This window comes from Terrabacter sp. MAHUQ-38 (assembly GCF_014518425.1).
GTDB lineage: Bacteria > Actinomycetota > Actinomycetes > Actinomycetales > Dermatophilaceae > Terrabacter.
On the sequence record NZ_JACVCU010000007.1, the window covers coordinates 70,449 to 87,258 of the forward strand.

Annotated in this window: 16 protein-coding genes; 13 read left to right on the forward strand and 3 right to left on the reverse strand. The window is 69.6% G+C overall.

Annotated features, from left to right (window positions below; all coding sequences use genetic code 11):
• The first annotated feature begins 83 nt into the window (after positions 1–83).
• From H9I49_RS21670 to H9I49_RS21690, 5 genes are all read left to right on the forward strand, one after another.
• Positions 84–566 carry a CarD family transcriptional regulator gene (locus H9I49_RS21670; RefSeq protein WP_030199704.1) on the forward strand — a complete coding sequence of 161 codons (483 nt, stop codon included), beginning with the start codon at positions 84–86 and terminating at the stop codon, positions 564–566.
• A 49-nt stretch (positions 567–615) separates the two neighbouring features.
• A complete protein-coding gene (gene ispD / locus H9I49_RS21675) occupies positions 616–1,287 on the forward strand; it encodes a 2-C-methyl-D-erythritol 4-phosphate cytidylyltransferase (protein ID WP_370587695.1) in 672 nt (223 codons plus the stop codon).
• Between the two features lie 99 nt (positions 1,288–1,386).
• Positions 1,387–2,187, forward strand: a complete 801-nt coding sequence (locus H9I49_RS21680; RefSeq protein ID WP_188032486.1) for an SDR family NAD(P)-dependent oxidoreductase — start codon at positions 1,387–1,389, stop codon at positions 2,185–2,187.
• Positions 2,187–2,681 (forward strand): 2-C-methyl-D-erythritol 2,4-cyclodiphosphate synthase, encoded by a 495-nt coding sequence (gene ispF / locus H9I49_RS21685; protein ID WP_188032487.1) that lies wholly within the window; start codon positions 2,187–2,189, stop codon positions 2,679–2,681. The genes H9I49_RS21680 and ispF overlap by 1 nt, the downstream gene beginning before the upstream one ends.
• A gap of 91 nt (positions 2,682–2,772) precedes the next feature.
• Positions 2,773–3,258 (forward strand): hypothetical protein, encoded by a 486-nt coding sequence (locus tag H9I49_RS21690; RefSeq protein WP_188032488.1) that lies wholly within the window; start codon positions 2,773–2,775, stop codon positions 3,256–3,258.
• A gap of 113 nt (positions 3,259–3,371) precedes the next feature.
• On the opposite strand, the gene H9I49_RS21695 is transcribed toward H9I49_RS21690, so the two are convergent.
• Positions 3,372–4,121, reverse strand: a complete 750-nt coding sequence (locus H9I49_RS21695; RefSeq protein WP_188032489.1) for a hypothetical protein — start codon at positions 4,119–4,121, stop codon at positions 3,372–3,374.
• A 69-nt stretch (positions 4,122–4,190) separates the two neighbouring features.
• Here H9I49_RS21695 and cysS point away from each other — a divergent pair, with 69 nt between their 5' ends.
• The 4 genes from cysS (at position 4,191) to H9I49_RS21715 (ending at position 8,179) form a co-directional block, all read left to right on the forward strand.
• Entirely contained in the window at positions 4,191–5,681 is a 1,491-nt protein-coding gene (gene cysS / locus H9I49_RS21700; RefSeq protein ID WP_188032490.1) for a cysteine--tRNA ligase, read from the forward strand.
• A 1-nt stretch (position 5,682) separates the two neighbouring features.
• Positions 5,683–6,651 (forward strand): 23S rRNA (guanosine(2251)-2'-O)-methyltransferase RlmB, encoded by a 969-nt coding sequence (gene rlmB, locus H9I49_RS21705; protein WP_188032491.1) that lies wholly within the window; start codon positions 5,683–5,685, stop codon positions 6,649–6,651.
• Between the two features lie 144 nt (positions 6,652–6,795).
• Positions 6,796–7,647 (forward strand): DUF929 family protein, encoded by an 852-nt coding sequence (locus H9I49_RS21710; RefSeq protein ID WP_188032492.1) that lies wholly within the window; start codon positions 6,796–6,798, stop codon positions 7,645–7,647.
• 4 nt (positions 7,648–7,651) lie between these two features.
• Positions 7,652–8,179, forward strand: coding sequence for a vitamin K epoxide reductase family protein (locus tag H9I49_RS21715; RefSeq protein WP_188032493.1), 528 nt, complete (start codon positions 7,652–7,654; stop codon positions 8,177–8,179).
• 26 nt (positions 8,180–8,205) lie between these two features.
• Here the strand turns inward: H9I49_RS21715 and H9I49_RS21720 are convergent, their stop codons facing one another.
• On the reverse strand, positions 8,206–9,450 hold the full coding sequence (locus tag H9I49_RS21720) for a DUF4032 domain-containing protein (protein WP_188032494.1): 1,245 nt from the start codon (positions 9,448–9,450) through the stop codon (positions 8,206–8,208).
• A gap of 151 nt (positions 9,451–9,601) precedes the next feature.
• Positions 9,602–10,705, reverse strand: coding sequence for an ABC transporter ATP-binding protein (locus H9I49_RS21725; protein ID WP_188032495.1), 1,104 nt, complete (start codon positions 10,703–10,705; stop codon positions 9,602–9,604).
• Between the two features lie 268 nt (positions 10,706–10,973).
• On the opposite strand from H9I49_RS21725, the gene H9I49_RS21730 reads away from it, so the two are divergent.
• The 4 genes from H9I49_RS21730 to H9I49_RS21745 all read left to right on the forward strand — a co-directional run bounded on the left by H9I49_RS21730 (position 10,974) and on the right by H9I49_RS21745 (position 16,810).
• On the forward strand, positions 10,974–12,293 hold the full coding sequence (locus H9I49_RS21730) for a maltose ABC transporter substrate-binding protein (RefSeq protein WP_188032496.1): 1,320 nt from the start codon (positions 10,974–10,976) through the stop codon (positions 12,291–12,293).
• A 148-nt stretch (positions 12,294–12,441) separates the two neighbouring features.
• Positions 12,442–13,986, forward strand: coding sequence for an ABC transporter permease subunit (locus tag H9I49_RS21735; RefSeq protein WP_188032497.1), 1,545 nt, complete (start codon positions 12,442–12,444; stop codon positions 13,984–13,986).
• Entirely contained in the window at positions 13,986–14,930 is a 945-nt protein-coding gene (locus H9I49_RS21740; RefSeq protein ID WP_188032498.1) for a sugar ABC transporter permease, read from the forward strand. The genes H9I49_RS21735 and H9I49_RS21740 overlap by 1 nt, the downstream gene beginning before the upstream one ends.
• Positions 14,927–16,810, forward strand: coding sequence for a glycoside hydrolase family 13 protein (locus H9I49_RS21745; protein WP_188032499.1), 1,884 nt, complete (start codon positions 14,927–14,929; stop codon positions 16,808–16,810). The genes H9I49_RS21740 and H9I49_RS21745 overlap by 4 nt, the downstream gene beginning before the upstream one ends.

Consider the following 16,810-nt stretch of genomic DNA (forward strand, 5'->3'; position numbering starts at 1 on the left):
GACCTGCGGCGATGCCAAATCCTGAGATCGCGATGTGCACAGCTTCGTGATAATCTGGAGGTCGCGAAAGGGGAAAACAGCACATGGTTTTCAAGGTCGGCGAGACGGTCGTGTACCCCCACCACGGGGCTGCACTGATCGAAGAGATCAACACACGCACGATCAAGGGAGAGGACAAGCTCTACCTGAAGCTCAAGGTCGCTCAGGGTGACCTGACGATCGAAGTGCCCGCCGAGAACTGCGACCTCGTGGGCGTCCGCGACGTCGTCGGCCAGGAGGGTCTGGATCGGGTGTTCGAGGTGCTGCGCACCCCGCACACCGAGGAGCCGACCAACTGGTCGCGTCGCTACAAGGCGAACCTCGAGAAGCTCGCGTCGGGTGACGTCATCAAGGTCGCCGAGGTCGTCCGTGACCTCTGGCGTCGTGACCAGGACCGCGGTCTGTCGGCGGGCGAGAAGCGGATGCTCGCCAAGGCCCGTCAGATCCTCGTCTCCGAGCTCGCGCTCGCAGAGAAGACCGACGAGGAGAAGGCCGAGACCATCCTCGACGAGGTCCTCGCGTCCTGATTCGAGCAGCACTCTGAACAGCGAGACCGGAGCCGGTCGCGTCGGCGTCATCGTCGTCGCGGCCGGCTCCGGTTCACGTCTGGGGGCGGGAGTCCCCAAGGCGTTCGTTCCCCTCGGGGGCGTGCCCCTTCTCGGGCACGCCCTTCGGGGGGTTCTGTCGTGTGCGGCCGTCGCCGAGGTGGTGGTGGTCGCCCCGGAGTCCCACCGCTCGGTCGCGCGGTCCATCGCCGAGGACGTATGCCGTGGGGCCGGGTCGACGAGTCGCGTGACCACGGTCGTCGGCGGGGCGGCCCGCGGCGACTCCGTGGCCGCCGGCCTGCGGGCCCTCGGCGGCGAGATCGACATCGTGCTCGTCCACGACGCCGCGCGCTGCCTGACGCCGGTGGAGGTCTTCGACCGGGTGGCCGCGGCCGTGGCAGGCGGGGCCGTTGCGGTCGTGCCCGGCACCGCGGTCGTCGACACGATCAAGCAGGTCGACGAGGCCGGGTTCGTGGTGGGGACGCCCGAGCGTTCGGCTCTGCGGGCCGTGCAGACGCCCCAGGGCTTCCGACGGGACGTTCTCGAGCGGGCGCACGCCGTGTCGAGCGACGCGACCGACGACGCCGGTCTCGTCGAGCGCCTCGGCGAGCGGGTCCTCGTCGTCGACGGCGACCCGCGCGCGCTCAAGGTGACGACGCCGGCCGACCTCGACGCCGCCGCTCGCCTTCTCGACTGTCCCTGACAGCCGAGTCGGACCTCCTGTCCGGCGCGGTCGACGTCTTCGGCGGTCACGCTTGACCACCGCGTACATCGACTCGGTGGGCCGCATATCCTCGGCTGGGTGACGAGCGAGCACCCGAGCACCGGCCAGTCCCGACCCACCGCCCTCATCACGGGGGGTGGCACCGGCATCGGGGCCGCCATCGCGAGACGCCTGTCCCGTGACGGCTTCGACGTCGTCGTCGCCGGACGCCGCCGGGAGAAGCTCGACGAGGTCGTGGCCGCCATCGAGGGTGACGGTGGGTCCGCCCGGGCCCTCGTCATGGACGTCACCGAGCCCGAGTCGGTGACCGCTGGAGTCGGCTCACTCGACCGCTGCGACGTCGTCGTCAACAACGCGGGCGGCGCGCTCGGCGTGACCCGCGTGGAGGACGCCGACCCCGCCGAATGGGAGCAGATGTACGCCACGAACGTCGTCGGTGCGCTTCGCGTCACCCAGGCCGTCCTGCCGTTGCTGCGGCGTTCGGCCCGGGCCACGATCGTCGACATCAGCTCCATCGCGGGGGAGCGGGTCTATGAGGGTGGGGCAGGCTACGTCGCGGCCAAGCACGGCACGTCGGTCGTGTCGGAGACGCTGCGCCTCGAGCTCAACGGCGAGAACATCCGCGTCGTCGACATCAGGCCCGGAATGGTGCGCACCGAGGAGTTCTCCCTGACGCGCCTGCACGGCGACCAAGCAGCGGCCGAGAAGGTCTACGAGGGTGTCGACCGGCCGCTCGTCGCGGACGACGTCGCGGAGTGTGTCGGCTTCGCTGTCGGACTGCCGCAGCACGTCAACCTCGACACCATGGTCATCAAGCCCGTCGCCCAGGCCGCGCCGCACAAGGTGCACCGCGGCCCGATCGACTGGAAGGACGCGTGATGGCCGGGCTCCCACGCGTCGGCGTCGGCCTCGACGTCCACTCCTTCGCACCCGAGGGCTCGGACCGGGAGCTCTGGGTGGGTGGACTGCACTGGCCCGGTGAACGAGGCCTCGAGGGCCACTCCGACGCCGACGTCGCGGCGCACGCCGCCTGCGACGCGATCTTCTCCGCCGCCGGCATCGGCGACCTGGGTGCCCACTTCGGCACGTCGCGACCGGAGCTCGCCGGTGCCTCCGGCGTCACGTTGCTCGCCGAGGCCGCCCGGCTCGTGCGGGAGGCCGGCTTCGAGATCGGCAACATCGCCGTCCAGGTCGTCGGCAACCGGCCCAAGGTCGGCACCCGCCGCGCCGAGGCCGAGGCCGCGCTTTCCGGGGCTGCGGGCGCACCCGTGTCGGTGAGCGGCACGACGACCGACGGTCTCGGCCTCACCGGCCGCGGCGAGGGCGTCGCCGCCGTCGCCACCGCCCTCGTCGTCCGTGGTGCTGCTGCCTGACGACCTCCCGGCGCTTGGGCGGCCAGCCTGACGGGTACGCCGACAGGTGGAGCGGCTTGACGTCGCCCGTGGGCTCTACCAGGAGGACGGCATGCAAACGAGCACCATCATCTGGATCGTCGTGGCCGTGATCGTCGTGATCGCCATCGTCGCGTTGGTGATGGCCCGCAGCCGGGGGCGGCGGGTGGAGGCCAAGCGGGAGAAGGCAGCCGAGATCAGGGAGCACGCCTCCGAGCACGACCAGGACCTGCGCGAGCAGGAGGCGAGCGCGACAGAGGCGCGGGCCCGCTCGGATCTGGCTCGTGCGGAGGCGCAGAAGCGCCAGGTCGAGGCCGAGCGCCTGGCGACAGAGGCGCAGGCGAGGGCTGGTGAGGCCCAGTCCGTCCGGCGCGAGCGGGACGAGCAGCTGCGCGAGGCGGACCGGCACGACCCCGACGTGCGCACCGACAAGGAGGGCTACCGCGTCGACGAGCAGGGCAACCGCCTCACCCCCGACGCCGACCGTGATCGTGACGAGCGCGCCACCTTCGACCGGCGCGAGGACGAGTCGACACGCCGCGACGAGCGCGAGCGGTGAGCCCCGTCCCACGACACGGCATACGACCTCGACGGCGTATGCCGTGTGGCCGAAGGCGTACGACACGACCACTCGAGTGAGGCTCGAGTGTCAATCGTGCCGCGGGTGGCCCTTCATGTGTGAGGAGTGTCGCGCAGCAGGCTGATCTTCTGCCAGATCTTGCGGCTCATACCGGTCGTGAGGTTCTCGATCTCGCTGACGGTGTCGAGCACGAGAGCGTCGGTCGACTCCTCGGCGCACAGGGCAGCGGCCTTCGACGTCAGCGACAGCAGCTCAGAGCAGTAGTCGAGGTAGAGCGCGTAGTCGCGCACAGACATGGTGCGGGGGCTGACGACCTCGGGGCCAAGCGGAGCGGCCGGCTCGGTGTCGGGCAGGAGTGACGCCGGGTCCTTGCTCATCTGATGCATGTCGATGATGTGCGCGAGCGACCGCAGCCGGTGCAGCCGGCGGATCAGGTCGTTGCGCACGACCCGGTCGGCGAGCGAGAGCAGGAACCAGATCGCGATGCCGGCGAAGACGAGGTCGTTGATGAGGCTCTCGATGACGGGCAGCCACTCGAACGCCGCGCGGGAGGCGGCAGTGGCGACGGCGTCGCGCACCGCCGTGACGACCGCAACGACCGAGACGCCGAGCACGACGAGGATGAGGACGCGCGAGGTCCACTTCAGGGCGGCCCGCTGCACCGGAGCACGACGGCGGCGGTCCTGCAGACCATCGACGACCGTGCCGAGTTCATCCGTCGCTGCGCGCAGGCCCGGGTGCCTGGGCAGGTAGCCGTCGATGCGCTCGCCGAGGTAGGCGATGACCGCGCGCACCTCAGTGCCGTCGAGCCGCTCGTAGCTCGTGAGCCGCGGTTGCGCCATGGCGCCGAGCGTAACGGCCGGTTGCTCGTCTGGTCGGGCGCAGCGTGGCGCGCCGATAGACTTCGGCGGGTGAGCCTACGACTGTTCGACACCGCGACCCGAGAGCTGCGCGACTTCACGCCGCGCGAGGCGGGCAAGGTCGGCATGTACATCTGTGGGCTCACGACGCAGGGCGCTCCGCACATCGGGCACATCCGCTTCGCCGTCGCGTTCGACGTGCTGCGCCGCTGGCTCGAGACGGGGCACGGCTACGACGTGACCCTCGTGCGCAACGTCACCGACATCGACGACAAGGTGTTGCGCAAGGCGGCCGAGGCGGGCGAGGAATGGTTCGCCCTGACCTACCGCAACGAGCGCCTGACGACGGAGGCGCTCGATGCGCTCGGTGTCGAGCCGGCTACCTACGAGCCGCGCGCCACCGGGCACGTGCCCGACATGGTCACGCTCATGGAGACGCTCATCGAGAAGGGCCACGCGTATGCCGCCCCGGACGGCAGCGGCGACGTGTACTTCGACGTGCGCTCCTGGCCGGAGTACGGCTCCCTGTCCAACCAGTCGCTCGACGACATGGTGGCCGCCGAGGACGCCGACCCGCGCGGCAAGCGCGACCCGCGGGACTTCGCCCTCTGGAAGGGCCGCAAGGCCGAGGAGCCCGAGAGCGCCTCGTGGCCGACGCCGTTCGGGGTGGGTCGGCCCGGGTGGCACCTCGAGTGCTCCGCGATGGCGCGCCGCTGGCTGGGAGACGAGTTCGACATCCACGGCGGCGGCATCGACCTGCGCTTCCCGCACCACGAGAACGAGCAGGCGCAGTCGCGCGCGGCCGGTCTCGGCTTCGCCCGCTACTGGCTGCACAACGCGTGGGTCACGGTGAAGGGCCAGAAGATGGGCAAGTCGCTCGGCAACTCCCTCGAGGTGCGCCACCTGCTCGAGAACACGCGTCCGATCGTGCTGCGCTACTACCTCACGGCCGCGCACTACCGCTCGATGATCGAGTACCACCCCGGCTCGCTCGACGAGGCGGCCGCGGCGGTCGAGCGCATCGAGGGCTTCCTCGAGAGAGCCGGCCGTCGCGGCACGATCGTGCCTCTGGCCGTGGCCGACCTGCCGGCCGCGTTCGTCGAGTCGATGGACGACGACCTCGGGGTCAGCGGTGCGCTCGCCGTCGTCCACGACACGGTCCGCGCCGGCAACAGTGCGCTCGACGAGGACGACGACGAGGCGGCGCTCGCGGCCGCCGGCTCGGTGGTCGCGATGACCGACGTGCTCGGCGTCAACCCGCTCGCCCCGCACTGGGGCGCCGGCGGCAACGGCGAGGAGGCCGCCGCGACGGTGGCGCTCGAGGCGCTCGTGCGTGCCCAGCTCGACGCCCGCCAGACGGCCCGTCAGGAGCGCGACTTCGCCCGGGCCGACGAGATCCGCGACACCCTCAGCGCGGTCGGTATCGAGATCACCGACACCCCGTCCGGGGCCCAGTGGTCGCTCGCGCGCCCTTCGTCGCGCGGCACCACTGACCCCGACTCCACGAACGCGGCCCCCGGGGCCGAGAAGGCACAGGGCTGACATGCCAGGCAACTCCCAGCGTCGCGGCGCGGTCCGCAAGAGCGGCAAGGGCGCGACCGTCGGCTCGGGTGGCCAGCGCCGCCGCGGGCTCGAGGGCAAGGGGCCGACGCCCAAGGCCGCCGACCGCGAGTACCACCCCGCGCACAAGCGGGCCAGAGCCGTCGCCAAGCGCTCCGGGGGACCCGGGGGACCGGGGGCAGCCGGCGGCCGCGGTACGGCGCGGAGGACCAAGGCCTCGAGCGAGATGGTCTACGGCCGCAACTCGGTCGTCGAGGCCCTGCGCGCCGACGTCCCCGTGGCGACGATGTACATCGCCACGCGCATCGACACCGACGACCGCGTCAGGGAGGCGCTCAAGCTGGCGACCGAGCGCGGGCTCGCCATCCTCGAGACGCCGCGCGGCGAGCTCGACCGGCTCACAGACGGCGGCGTCCACCAGGGGATGGCCCTGCAGGTGCCGCCCTACGACTACGCGCACCCGAACGACCTCATCGACCCCGAGATGCCCGGCATCCCGCTCGTCGTCGCGCTCGACGGCATCACCGACCCGCGCAACCTGGGCGCGATCGTGCGCTCCGTCGCGGCGTTCGGCGGCCACGGCGTCGTCGTGCCCGAGCGTCGCTCGGTCGGCATGACCGCGTCGGCGTGGAAGACGTCGGCCGGGGCCGCCGCCCGCATCCCCGTCGCGCGGGCGAGCAACCTGACCCGCGCGCTCGAGGAGTTCAAGAAGGCCGGCTTCTTCATCCTCGGCCTCGACATGGACGGCGACGTCGAGCTGCCCGACCTGGCCCTCGCGTCCGAGCCGCTCGTCATCGTGACCGGCTCCGAGGGCAAGGGGCTCTCGCGCCTCGTGCGCGAGACGTGCGACCAGATCGTCTCGATCCCGATGAGCTCGGCCGTCGAGTCGCTCAACGCCGGGCTAGCGACGGGGGTCACCCTCTACGAGATCGCGCGGCAGAGGCGCGGCTGACGCTCCTACGGCTCACAGGGAACTCCAACCGGGCCTGCGACGCTGGTCAGGGAGTGATCGGTAGAGTTCTACCGAGATCCACTACGACGTGTAGTACCAAGCGTCGCTGCGAGTGAGCAGCGGGACCGACAGAAGGACGGATACGTGGCGAAGAGCAACCGTGCCGAGACCGCGGCCCGAGCCGCCCAGCTGCGCGCTGAGGCCGCACGCAAGGACCGTCAACGGACGCAGGTCATCGCGGCCTCGGTCGCGATCGTCGTGGTCGTCATCGCCGTGGTCCTCGGCGTCGTGATCTCGAACCGCCCACAGGATGCTCCCGCGGCCAGCGGGGGAGCGGCCGCGCTGGCAACGCTCGAGAAGTTGCCCGCCACCGTCTTCGACAAGGCGCCCGCGCCGACCCCCGCCCAGGCCCCGGCGAAGGTCGAGGGCGGTACGGCCCTGACCCAGGACGGCAAGCCCAAGGTGCTCTACGTCGGCGCCGAGTACTGCCCGTTCTGCGCCATGGAGCGCTGGGCCCTCATCGGGGCGCTGTCGCGCTTCGGGACGTTCACCGGCATCACCGAGACGACGAGCTCGAGCACCGACGTCCACCCGGACACCCCGACGTTCTCGTTCAAGGACGCGACGTACACGAGTGACGTCGTCGCCTTCCAGGCCGTCGAGACCCAGGACCGCGAGGGCAAGCCGCTCCAGAAGCTCGACGGCGAGAACCTCGCGCTCTTCCAGAAGTTCAACCCGGGCGGCGGCATCCCGTGGATCACCTACGGCGGCACGCATGCGACGAGCGGCGCGACGGTCGACGCCAACGTCTTCGAGGGCAAGACGTACGACCAGGTCATCGCCGGCATCCAGGACCCGACCTCCGACATCGGCAAGACGGTGACCCCGGCGATCAACATGATCACGGCCCAGATCTGTGAGCAGACGAAGGGCCAGCCGGCCAACGTGTGCACCAGCCAGGGCGTCATGTCGGCGTCCGTCCTGCTCAAGCGTTGACCCGATGAGCTCGCTACGCGACGACACCGCGACGGCCGGCGTCGGCCCCCAGCCCGCTGGTCGGGAGCGGCCGGGGTGGCTCGCGCCCGTCTCGCTCGGTCTCGTGGTGGCCGGCCTGATCGTGTCGGCCTACCTGACGTTCGAGCACTTCACGGCCAACGCCACCCTCGCCTGCAGCATCGGTGGCGTCGTCGACTGCGCGAAGGTCACCACGTCCGCGTGGAGCACCTTCATGGGGGTGCCCGTGGCGCTGCTCGGCCTCCTCTTCTTCGTGGCGCTGCTCGGCCTCTGCTGGCCGAGCACCTGGCACCGGCGGGAGCGATGGCTCGACCCGGCGCGCCTCGGCTGGGTCACGATCGGACTGGGCATGGCGCTCTACCTCGTGTGGGCCGAGCTGTACCGCATCCACGCGATCTGCCTGTGGTGCACGGCAGTCCACGTCCTCACGTTCCTGCTCTGGATCGTCGTCCTCTTCGGCCAGATCCTCTCCGGGCCCGCCGGTGAGGTCACCGCCGACGCCAGGTCGGATTGACGGCGTACGCCGAGGGCCGTTGACGCTCAGTCGAGGCGGCTGATGACGGGCATCTCCTCGGTGTCGACCCCGAGGACGGACTTCTCCTCGGGTTTGGCAGGGAGGACCGTGGCGACGTAGTCACGCAGGGCCTCGTCGATCGGGGTGTCACGCCCGGCCCGCTCGCTCATGTACCAGCGGTGCTCGAGGACCTCGTGGAAGATCTCGGCCGGCTCGAGGCGTCCGGTCAGCTCGCGCGGAACGGCCCGCGTGACCGGCTCGTAGACCTTCGCCAGCCAGTCATGGGCCACGATCTCCTCGTCCTCGCCCTGACGGTCGGTCGCGGCCGTGTAGGCGTCGAGGTCGTTGAGCAGGCGACGAGCCTGGTTCTCTCCGACGTCGAGGCCGGTGAGGCGCAGCAGGCGGCGCGAGTGGTGACCGGCGTCGACGACCTTGGGGGTGATGACGATCTCGGTGCCGCCGATGTCGGTGGCGATCGACAGCTCGTCGACGTCGAAGCCGAGCTCGTTGAGGCGGCGGATGCGCTCGTCGACGCGCCACCGGTCGCCGAGCTCGAAGCGCTCGGTGCCGGTGAGCGTGTCCCAGAGGGTGTGGTAGCGCTCGATGATCGACGCAGACACCTCGAACGGGTCGGCGTGCTGCTCGAGGAAGCCGCCGGCCGAGAGGTCCATGAGCTCGCCCGCGATGTTGACCCTGGCGATGTCGAGGTCGTGCTCGCGTTGCCCGTTGGACAGGCGCGGGTGGAGCTCTCCTGTCTCTGCGTCGACGAGGTAGGCGGCGAAGGCGCCCGCGTCACGGCGGAAGAGGGTGTTGGACAGGGACACGTCGCCCCACCAGAACCCCTCGAGGTGCAGGCGCACGAGGAGCAGCGCGAGCGCGTCCATGAGACGCACTGCGGTGTCGGGCCGCAGGTTCTGGCTGTACAGCGCGCGGTACGGCAACGAGAACTGCAGGTGTCGGGTGATGAGGCAGGCGTCGAGCGGCTCGCCGTCGGCGGTGGTGCGGCCGTGGACGACGCCGAACGGTTCGACGCTGGGCACGTCGAGGCGGCGCAGGTTGCGCAGCATGGCGTACTCACGGTCGGCGATGTCGTCCTTGATCTCCTTGACAGCCAGCACACGCGGGCCCATCTTGACGAAGCGGACGACGTGACGCGAGATGCCCCGAGGCAGGGCGGCGAGGTAGGACTCGGGCCATTCCTCGAGGGGCGTCGACCAGGGCAGGTCGAGCAGGGCGGACTCGGGTCTTGCGGTGGTGATCTCGAGGGTCACGCGCTCATCGTGGCACGCGCGCGCGTCGGGCGTCGATCGGCCCACAGCGCGAGCGCCCCCGTCGCGAGGCAGAGAACTGCAGACGGCACCGGGCCGGCACCCCGTGGAGGGGTGCCGGCCCGGTGCCGTGTGCCGTCGGCGCGTCGTGCGCTCAGTCGCCGATGCGCTCGCCCGACTCCGGGTTGAACAGGTGGACGTGACCCTGCTTCGGCTTGAGGTGCAGGACCTGGCCCTTCTCCGGGGGACGGCGACCGTCGACGCGGGCGATGAACGGCTTGCCCGTCTCCTCGTCGCCCTCGATGTCGATCTGGTGCGCCTTGGTCGAGCCGTAGATGTACGCGTCGGCGCCGAGCTCCTCGACGACGTCGACCGTGACGGCCAGGCCGGTGCCGTCCTCGGCCACCTCGAGGTCCTCCGGGCGGACACCCATCGTGATGTGCTTGCCGACGCCGCCGAGCAGGCCCCGCTCGATCGGCACCGCGTGGCCACCGAAGTCGGCGCCCGACTCGGTGAGCGGGACGTCGAGCAGGTTCATGGCCGGAGACCCGATGAAGCCGGCGACGAAGACATTGGACGGGTGGTCGTACATCCGACGCGGGGTGTCGCACTGCTGGAGCAGGCCGTCCTTGAGGACCGCGACGCGGTCGCCCATCGTCATGGCCTCGATCTGGTCGTGCGTGACGTAGACCGTCGTGACGCCGAGGCGACGCTGCAGCGAGGCGATCTGCGTGCGTGTCTGCACGCGCAGCTTGGCGTCGAGGTTGGACAGCGGCTCGTCCATGAGGAACACCTGGGGCGAGCGGACGATGGCGCGGCCCATGGCGACACGCTGACGCTGGCCACCCGAGAGGGCCTTCGGCTTGCGGTCGAGGTACGGCTCGAGGTCGAGGATCTTGGCCGCCTCCTCGACGCGCTTGCGGATCTCGCTCTTGTCGACACCGGCGATCTTGAGCGCGAAGCCCATGTTGTCGGCGACGGACATGTGCGGGTAGAGCGCGTAGTTCTGGAACACCATCGCGACGTCGCGGTCCTTGGGGGACAGGTTCGTCACGTCGCGGTCACCGATGAGGATGCGTCCGCCGTTGACCTCCTCGAGGCCGGCGAGCATGCGCAGGGAGGTGGACTTGCCACATCCGGAGGGACCGACGAGGACGAGGAACTCTCCGTCCGCGATCTCGATGTTGAGCTTGTCGACGGAGGGGACCGGGTTTCCCGGGTACTGCCTCGTCGCGTTGTCGAACGTCACTGTTGCCATGGCTTCTTTGCCTTCCTTCACCGGCAGGAACGTGCCGGACGATCCGTTGTAAAGGTGCTGCCTGCCCAGGTGAGCAGGCATCGTCATCATGGCCCATGCCGGGCGGCTTGGCCACCCCACGTCCACCCTGTCGCGCCAGGCGCCGATCCGGGCTGTGTCCAGAACGTTGCAAAAAGTTGCTGCAAGATGACTGGATCATCGTTGCAACTTCTTGCTAGATTTCGGCAACCGGTGGCGGCGTGTGCCACCTGGCTTCAAAGGAGAATCCATGCACAAGCGTGCGCTCGGCGCTGCTGCCGTCACGGGTGTTGCCGCCCTGGCCCTCAGCGCCTGCGGTGGGTCCAGCCCCACCACCCCGTCCGACACCGGCGGCGCCGGCACGAGCAAGGCGACCAGCAGCGGCGTTCCGGAGACGCCGAGCGGCACCGCTGCTCCCGTCCGCGACGCCAACGTCGACCTCGTCATCTGGACCGACGCCGACCGCTCCAAGGCCGTCCAGAAGTACGCCGACCAGTTCGCCTCCGAGAACGGCGTGTCGGTCAAGGTCCAGATCGCCACTGACACCCGCACCCAGTTCAAGGACGCGACCAAGGTCGGCAAGGGTCCCGACGTCATCGTCGGCGCCCACGACTGGCTCGGTGAGCTCGTCCAGAACTCCACCGTCGCGCCGGTCAACCTCTCGTCCGACGTCGCCGCCAAGTTCCTTCCGAACGCCATCGCGGCCACGAAGTTCAACGGCCAGTCCTACGGCGTGCCCTACGCCGTCGAGAACATCGGCCTCATGTACAACAAGGACCTCGTCCCCAACCCGCCGAAGACGATGGACGAGCTGGTCGCCACCGGCGAGAAGCTCGTCAAGGAGGGCAAGGCCAAGCAGGTCCTCTCGCAGTTCGTCTCCAAGGTCGGCAACGCGTACTTCGCGTACCCGTACCTCTCGGCCTTCCCGGACGGTGGCATCTTCGCCACGAAGGACAACGGCGACTACGACCCGAACAAGCTGCTCGTCAACAGCGCCGGCTCCGTCAAGGGTGGTGACATCCTGGCCGACCTCGGCAAGAAGAAGGTCCTCTCGACCAACGTCGACGACACGAACCAGGATGCCCTCTTCGACACGAAGAAGGCCCCGTTCATGATCAGCGGCCCGTGGAGCGTTGCCAAGGCCAAGGAGGCCGGCATCAACTACGGCATCGCCCCGCTGCCCAGCCTCACCGGTGGCGGTGCCATGAAGCCGTTCCTCGGCGTCCAGATGTTCTACGTCTCGAGCAAGGCCAAGAACGCCGCGCTCGCGCAGGAGTTCGTCACGAACTACATCCCGCGCAAGGACGTCCAGCTCGCCCTCTTCGAGGTCGGCAAGCGTCCGCCGGCCCTCAAGGAGGCCTACGACGAGGTCTCGGCGAGCGACCCCGACGTCAAGGCCTGGTACGAGGCCGGCGTCGACGGTAAGCCGATGCCGAACATCCCGGCGATGAACTCGGTCTGGGGCCCCTTCGGCCAGGCGACTGCCGACATCATCGCCGGCAAGGCCGGCGCCAAGGAGCGGCTCGACGCCGCGGCCAAGGAGATCGCGGCCAACATCGCCAAGGGCTGAGCCCTCGGTCGGAGAGCGGTCCCGGGGTCTGCCGCCGTGGCGGACCCCGGGACCCGGCCCGGACACGGGCCACCGGGGGAGCTCCACGTGGGCTCCCTTCGTGCATCTACGGGTAACGGCGCCGGCTCGGCGCAAAAGGACGTGTCACATGACCAAGCCCATCGCGCTCGCGATCAAGTGGGTTCTCATCGCCGCCGCGATGGTCGGCATCCTCTGGATCGCCACCAGGCTCGCCGCGGCAGGCAACACGATGGCCGTCGTCATCGCCGGACTGGTCGGGATGGGGATCCTCGCCGTCTACGCGACGCGGCGAGCTGTCCCGCTCAAGTACCTCGTGCCGGGTCTGCTCTTCATGACCCTCTTCCAGGTGTGGCCCGTGCTCTACACCGCGAACCTCTCGCTGACCAACTACGGCGACGGCCACCTCTACAGCAAGGAGGACTCGGTCAAGGACATCATCGCCCAGTCCGTGCGAGAGGTCCCGAACACCCCGCGCTACAAGATGTCGATCGCGACGGCGGAGGGCGGCGACGCCACCACCGCGGACCTCGTCCTGCTGCTGACCAAGCCGGACGGCACGATGTACCTCGGTGACAAGACCGGCCTCAAGCCGCTGGCTGCCACGGGTGTCGAGAAGACGTCGATCGGAAAGATCACCAAGGCGCCCGGCTACACCGTCCTCAACGCCCGACAGGCCAACGCCCGGAGCAAGGACCTTTCCGCCATCGCCGTGCCGACGTCCGACGGCGGAGGTGTCAAACCGGTCGGCCTCTCGGAGGCCTTCGAGGGCAGGGCGACCGTCACCTTCGACGCCGGCGCCGACAAGCTCACCGACACCTCGACGCAACCGCCTTCGGTGTACGCCCCGAAGGATGCCCGCTGGGTCAACGTCGCCGACACCACCCAGTCGTTCCCGCAGGGCTGGAAAGAGAACGTCGGCCTCGCCAACTACTCGCGCATCCTCACCGACGACACGATCCGCAGCGGCTTCCTCAAGATCTTCATCTGGAACGTCGTGTTCGCGATCGTCTCGGTGCTCTCGACCTTCCTGCTCGGCATGCTCATCGCCCTGCTCTTCAACGACCCGAAGCTGCGCGGCAAGGGCATCTACCGGTCCTTGCTGATCCTCCCGTACGCGTTGCCCGGCTTCGTCACGGCGCTGGTGTGGAAGGGCATGTTCAACCAGGACTACGGCATCATCAACCAGACGCTCGGGCTCGGGATCGACTGGCTCGGAACCGATCTCGGCGCCAAGGCCGCGATCCTCATCACGAACCTCTGGCTCGGCTTCCCGTACATGTTCATCGTCTGCACCGGTGCCCTGCAGTCCATCCCGCAGGACGTCCGCGAGGCCGCCACGATCGACGGCGCCAATGCGTTCCGCACGCTGCGCTCGATCATCATGCCGCTGCTGCTCGTGGCTGTCGGGCCGCTGCTGCTCGCGTCGTTCGCCTTCAACTTCAACAACTTCGGCCTGATCTACCTGCTCACCAAGGGTGGCCCGTTCAACGGCCAGGACACGAGCATCGGCTCCAGCGACCTGCTCATCACGTACGCGTACCGCCTGGCCTTCTCGGGCAGCGCCCCGAACTACGGCTTCGCGGCCGCGGTCTCCGTGGTCATCTTCCTGCTCGTGGCGCTGATGAGCATCCCGGGCTTCCGTCGCACCAAGGCTCTCGAGGAGGTCAACTGATGTCGACCGTGAACGCTCCCGTCCCGGCCGACCCGCGGATGGAGACTCGTGTGGAGCAGGAGACCGGCCGCACCTCGCCTGCCTCCCCGAAACGGCGTGGTCTCGGCGGTTCGGTCTGGTGGCGCCACGCACTGGGCATCCTCGCCCTCGTGTGGGCGCTCTTCCCGATCCTGTTCATCTACTCGGCCGCGACGAATCCCAGCGGCACGCTGAACACTGCCAGCCTGCTGCCCTCGGGCTTCTCGACGAAGAACTTCGTCGACCTCTTCAACGACAGCTCGCGTCCGTTCTGGAGCTGGTACAAGAACTCGATGACCATCTCGCTCGTCGGTGCGCTCGGGGCGGTCTTCCTCGGCGGCTGTGCCGCGTTCGCCTTCTCCCGCCTGCGGTTCAAGGGCCGTCGCGGGGGCATGATGGCGCTGCTGCTGACGACGTTCTTCCCGGCGCTGCTCGCGATCGTCGCGATGTACATCATCTTCGCGTCCATCGGTGACGCGCTCCCGATGTTCGGGCTCAACACCATCACCGGCCTGATCCTGGCCTACCTCGGTGGGGCGCTCGGCGCCAACGTGTGGCTGCTCAAGGGGTACTTCGACACGGTGCCCCGCGAGCTCGACGAGGCCGCGATCGTGGACGGCGCCAGCCACGTCCGCATCTTCTTCACGATGACGCTCCGCCTCGTCATGCCGATCCTCGTGACGGTCTTCATGCTCGTCTTCGTCGGCCTCTACGGCGAGTTCATGTTGGCGAGCGTCTTCCTCAACGACGTCGAGAACCAGACGCTCGGTGTGGGCCTCTACGGCATGACACTCGGCAACGATGCGAACACCCTGTTCGGGCGGTTCACGGCGGCCGCCCTGCTCGGCTCCATCCCCGTCATCCTGCTCTACCTGGCGTTCCAGAAGCAGCTCGTCGGCGGTCTCACCACGGGATCCGTCAAGTGAGTCCCGCCCCGACCCGTCAGCAGTCGTGGCTGAGCCGGCCGCACCACGACGGGTCGGGACGGTACGTCTCCGACGAGACGCCCCGCCTCGGCGACCGTGTCGACGTCCTCGTCCGGGTCCCGCTCGAGGCGGGGGTCGACGCGGTCCACGTGCGTACTGCACCCGACGGCGAGGCTGTCTTCTCGGTGGCGAAGAAGGTGCGCACGACGGCGTGCGACGACTGGTGGCGCGTCACGCTGACGTGCCACAACCCCACGACGAACTACCGGTTCCTGCTGACGGGCGGCCCGACGGCATACGCGTGGCTCAACGGAAGCGGCGTCCACGAGCGGGACGTGCCGGACGCGAGCGACTTCCGCATCGTCGCCCACGACTCGCCGCCGCCGGGCTGGGCGCTCGGCTCGGTCGTCTACCAGATCTTCCCGGACCGGTTCGCGCGCTCGAGGGGCGCATACAGGCACGCGACGCCCGACTGGGCGATCGCGGCCGCCTGGTCCGACCCGGTCGACACCAGCCCGAAGGGGGTCGCCCACCAGCTCTACGGCGGTGACCTCGACGGCATCACCGAGCACCTCGACCACCTGGAGTCGCTCGGCGTCGACGTCGTCTACCTGACGCCGTTCTTCCCGGCGCGCTCCAACCACCGCTACGACGCGTCGTCCTTCGAGCAGATCGACCCGCTCCTCGGCGGGGCACCTGCGCTGCGCCGGCTCACGAAGGCCGCGCACGAGCGGGGCATGAAGGTGATGGGCGACTTCACGACGAACCACACGGGCAACGCTCACGAGTGGTTCCTCGCCGCAGCCGGGCCGGACGGCAAGAGCAGGCCGGAGCGCGACTACTACATCTGGGAGGACGGCACCTACGTCGCCTGGCTCGGCGTGCCGTCGCTGCCGAAGCTCAACCACCTCAACCCGGCTCTGCGCCAGCGGATCTTCGAGGACCCGCAGGGGGTGGTGCGCAAGTGGCTCGGCCGTGCCGGAGGGCTGGACGGCTGGCGCGTCGACGTCGCCAACATGACCGGCCGGTGGCGGGCCACCGACGTCAACCACGACGTCGCCCGCCAGATGCGCGACGTCATGGGCCGCGTCGCCCCCGACGCACTGCTCGTCGGGGAGCACTTCCACGACTACACCGCCGACGTCCCGGGCGACGGCTGGCACGGCGTCATGAACTACGCGGGCTTCGCCAAGCCGACCTGGACCTGGCTGCGCCACGAGCCGAAGGACCCGCGGTTCCTCGGCGCCCCCCGGCTGCCCCACCTCGAGGCGGGCGCCGTCGCCGAGACGATGCGCGACTTCACCTCGCGCATCCCGTGGCAGTCGCTCGTGCACTCCTTCAACCTCGTCGGCTCGCACGACGTGCCGCGCATCCGGACCATCGTGGGGGCGGACCTCGTCGAGGCCGCGGCGGGCCTGCTCTTCACCTTCCCGTCGATGCCGATGCTCACCTACGGCGACGAGATCGGCATGGAGGGCACGTTCGGCGAGGACGGTCGGCGTCCAATGCCCTGGGACGAGAACGACTGGGACGCAAACACGCTCGCGACCTACCGGGGCCTCATCGCGGCGCGTCAGCGGTCGGTGGCGCTGCGTCGCGGAGGTCTGCGCTGGGTCCACGCCGAGGGCGACGCGATCGTCTACCTCCGTGAGGCCCTCGACGAGGTGGCGCTCGTGCACGTCGCTCGCGCCGCCCACGAGCCGATCGCCCTCGACCCGCGCCACCTCGCCGGGATCGCCACGGGCGCGTCGGCATACGGACGGGCGCCGAAGGTGGGCAAGCGTGCTGTCACACTGAGCGCCACAGGGCCCGGCGTCTCGATCTGGACGTGGCGCCCCACCGACGACGGGCCACGGCACGTCCGACGAAGGCGGAGGTGA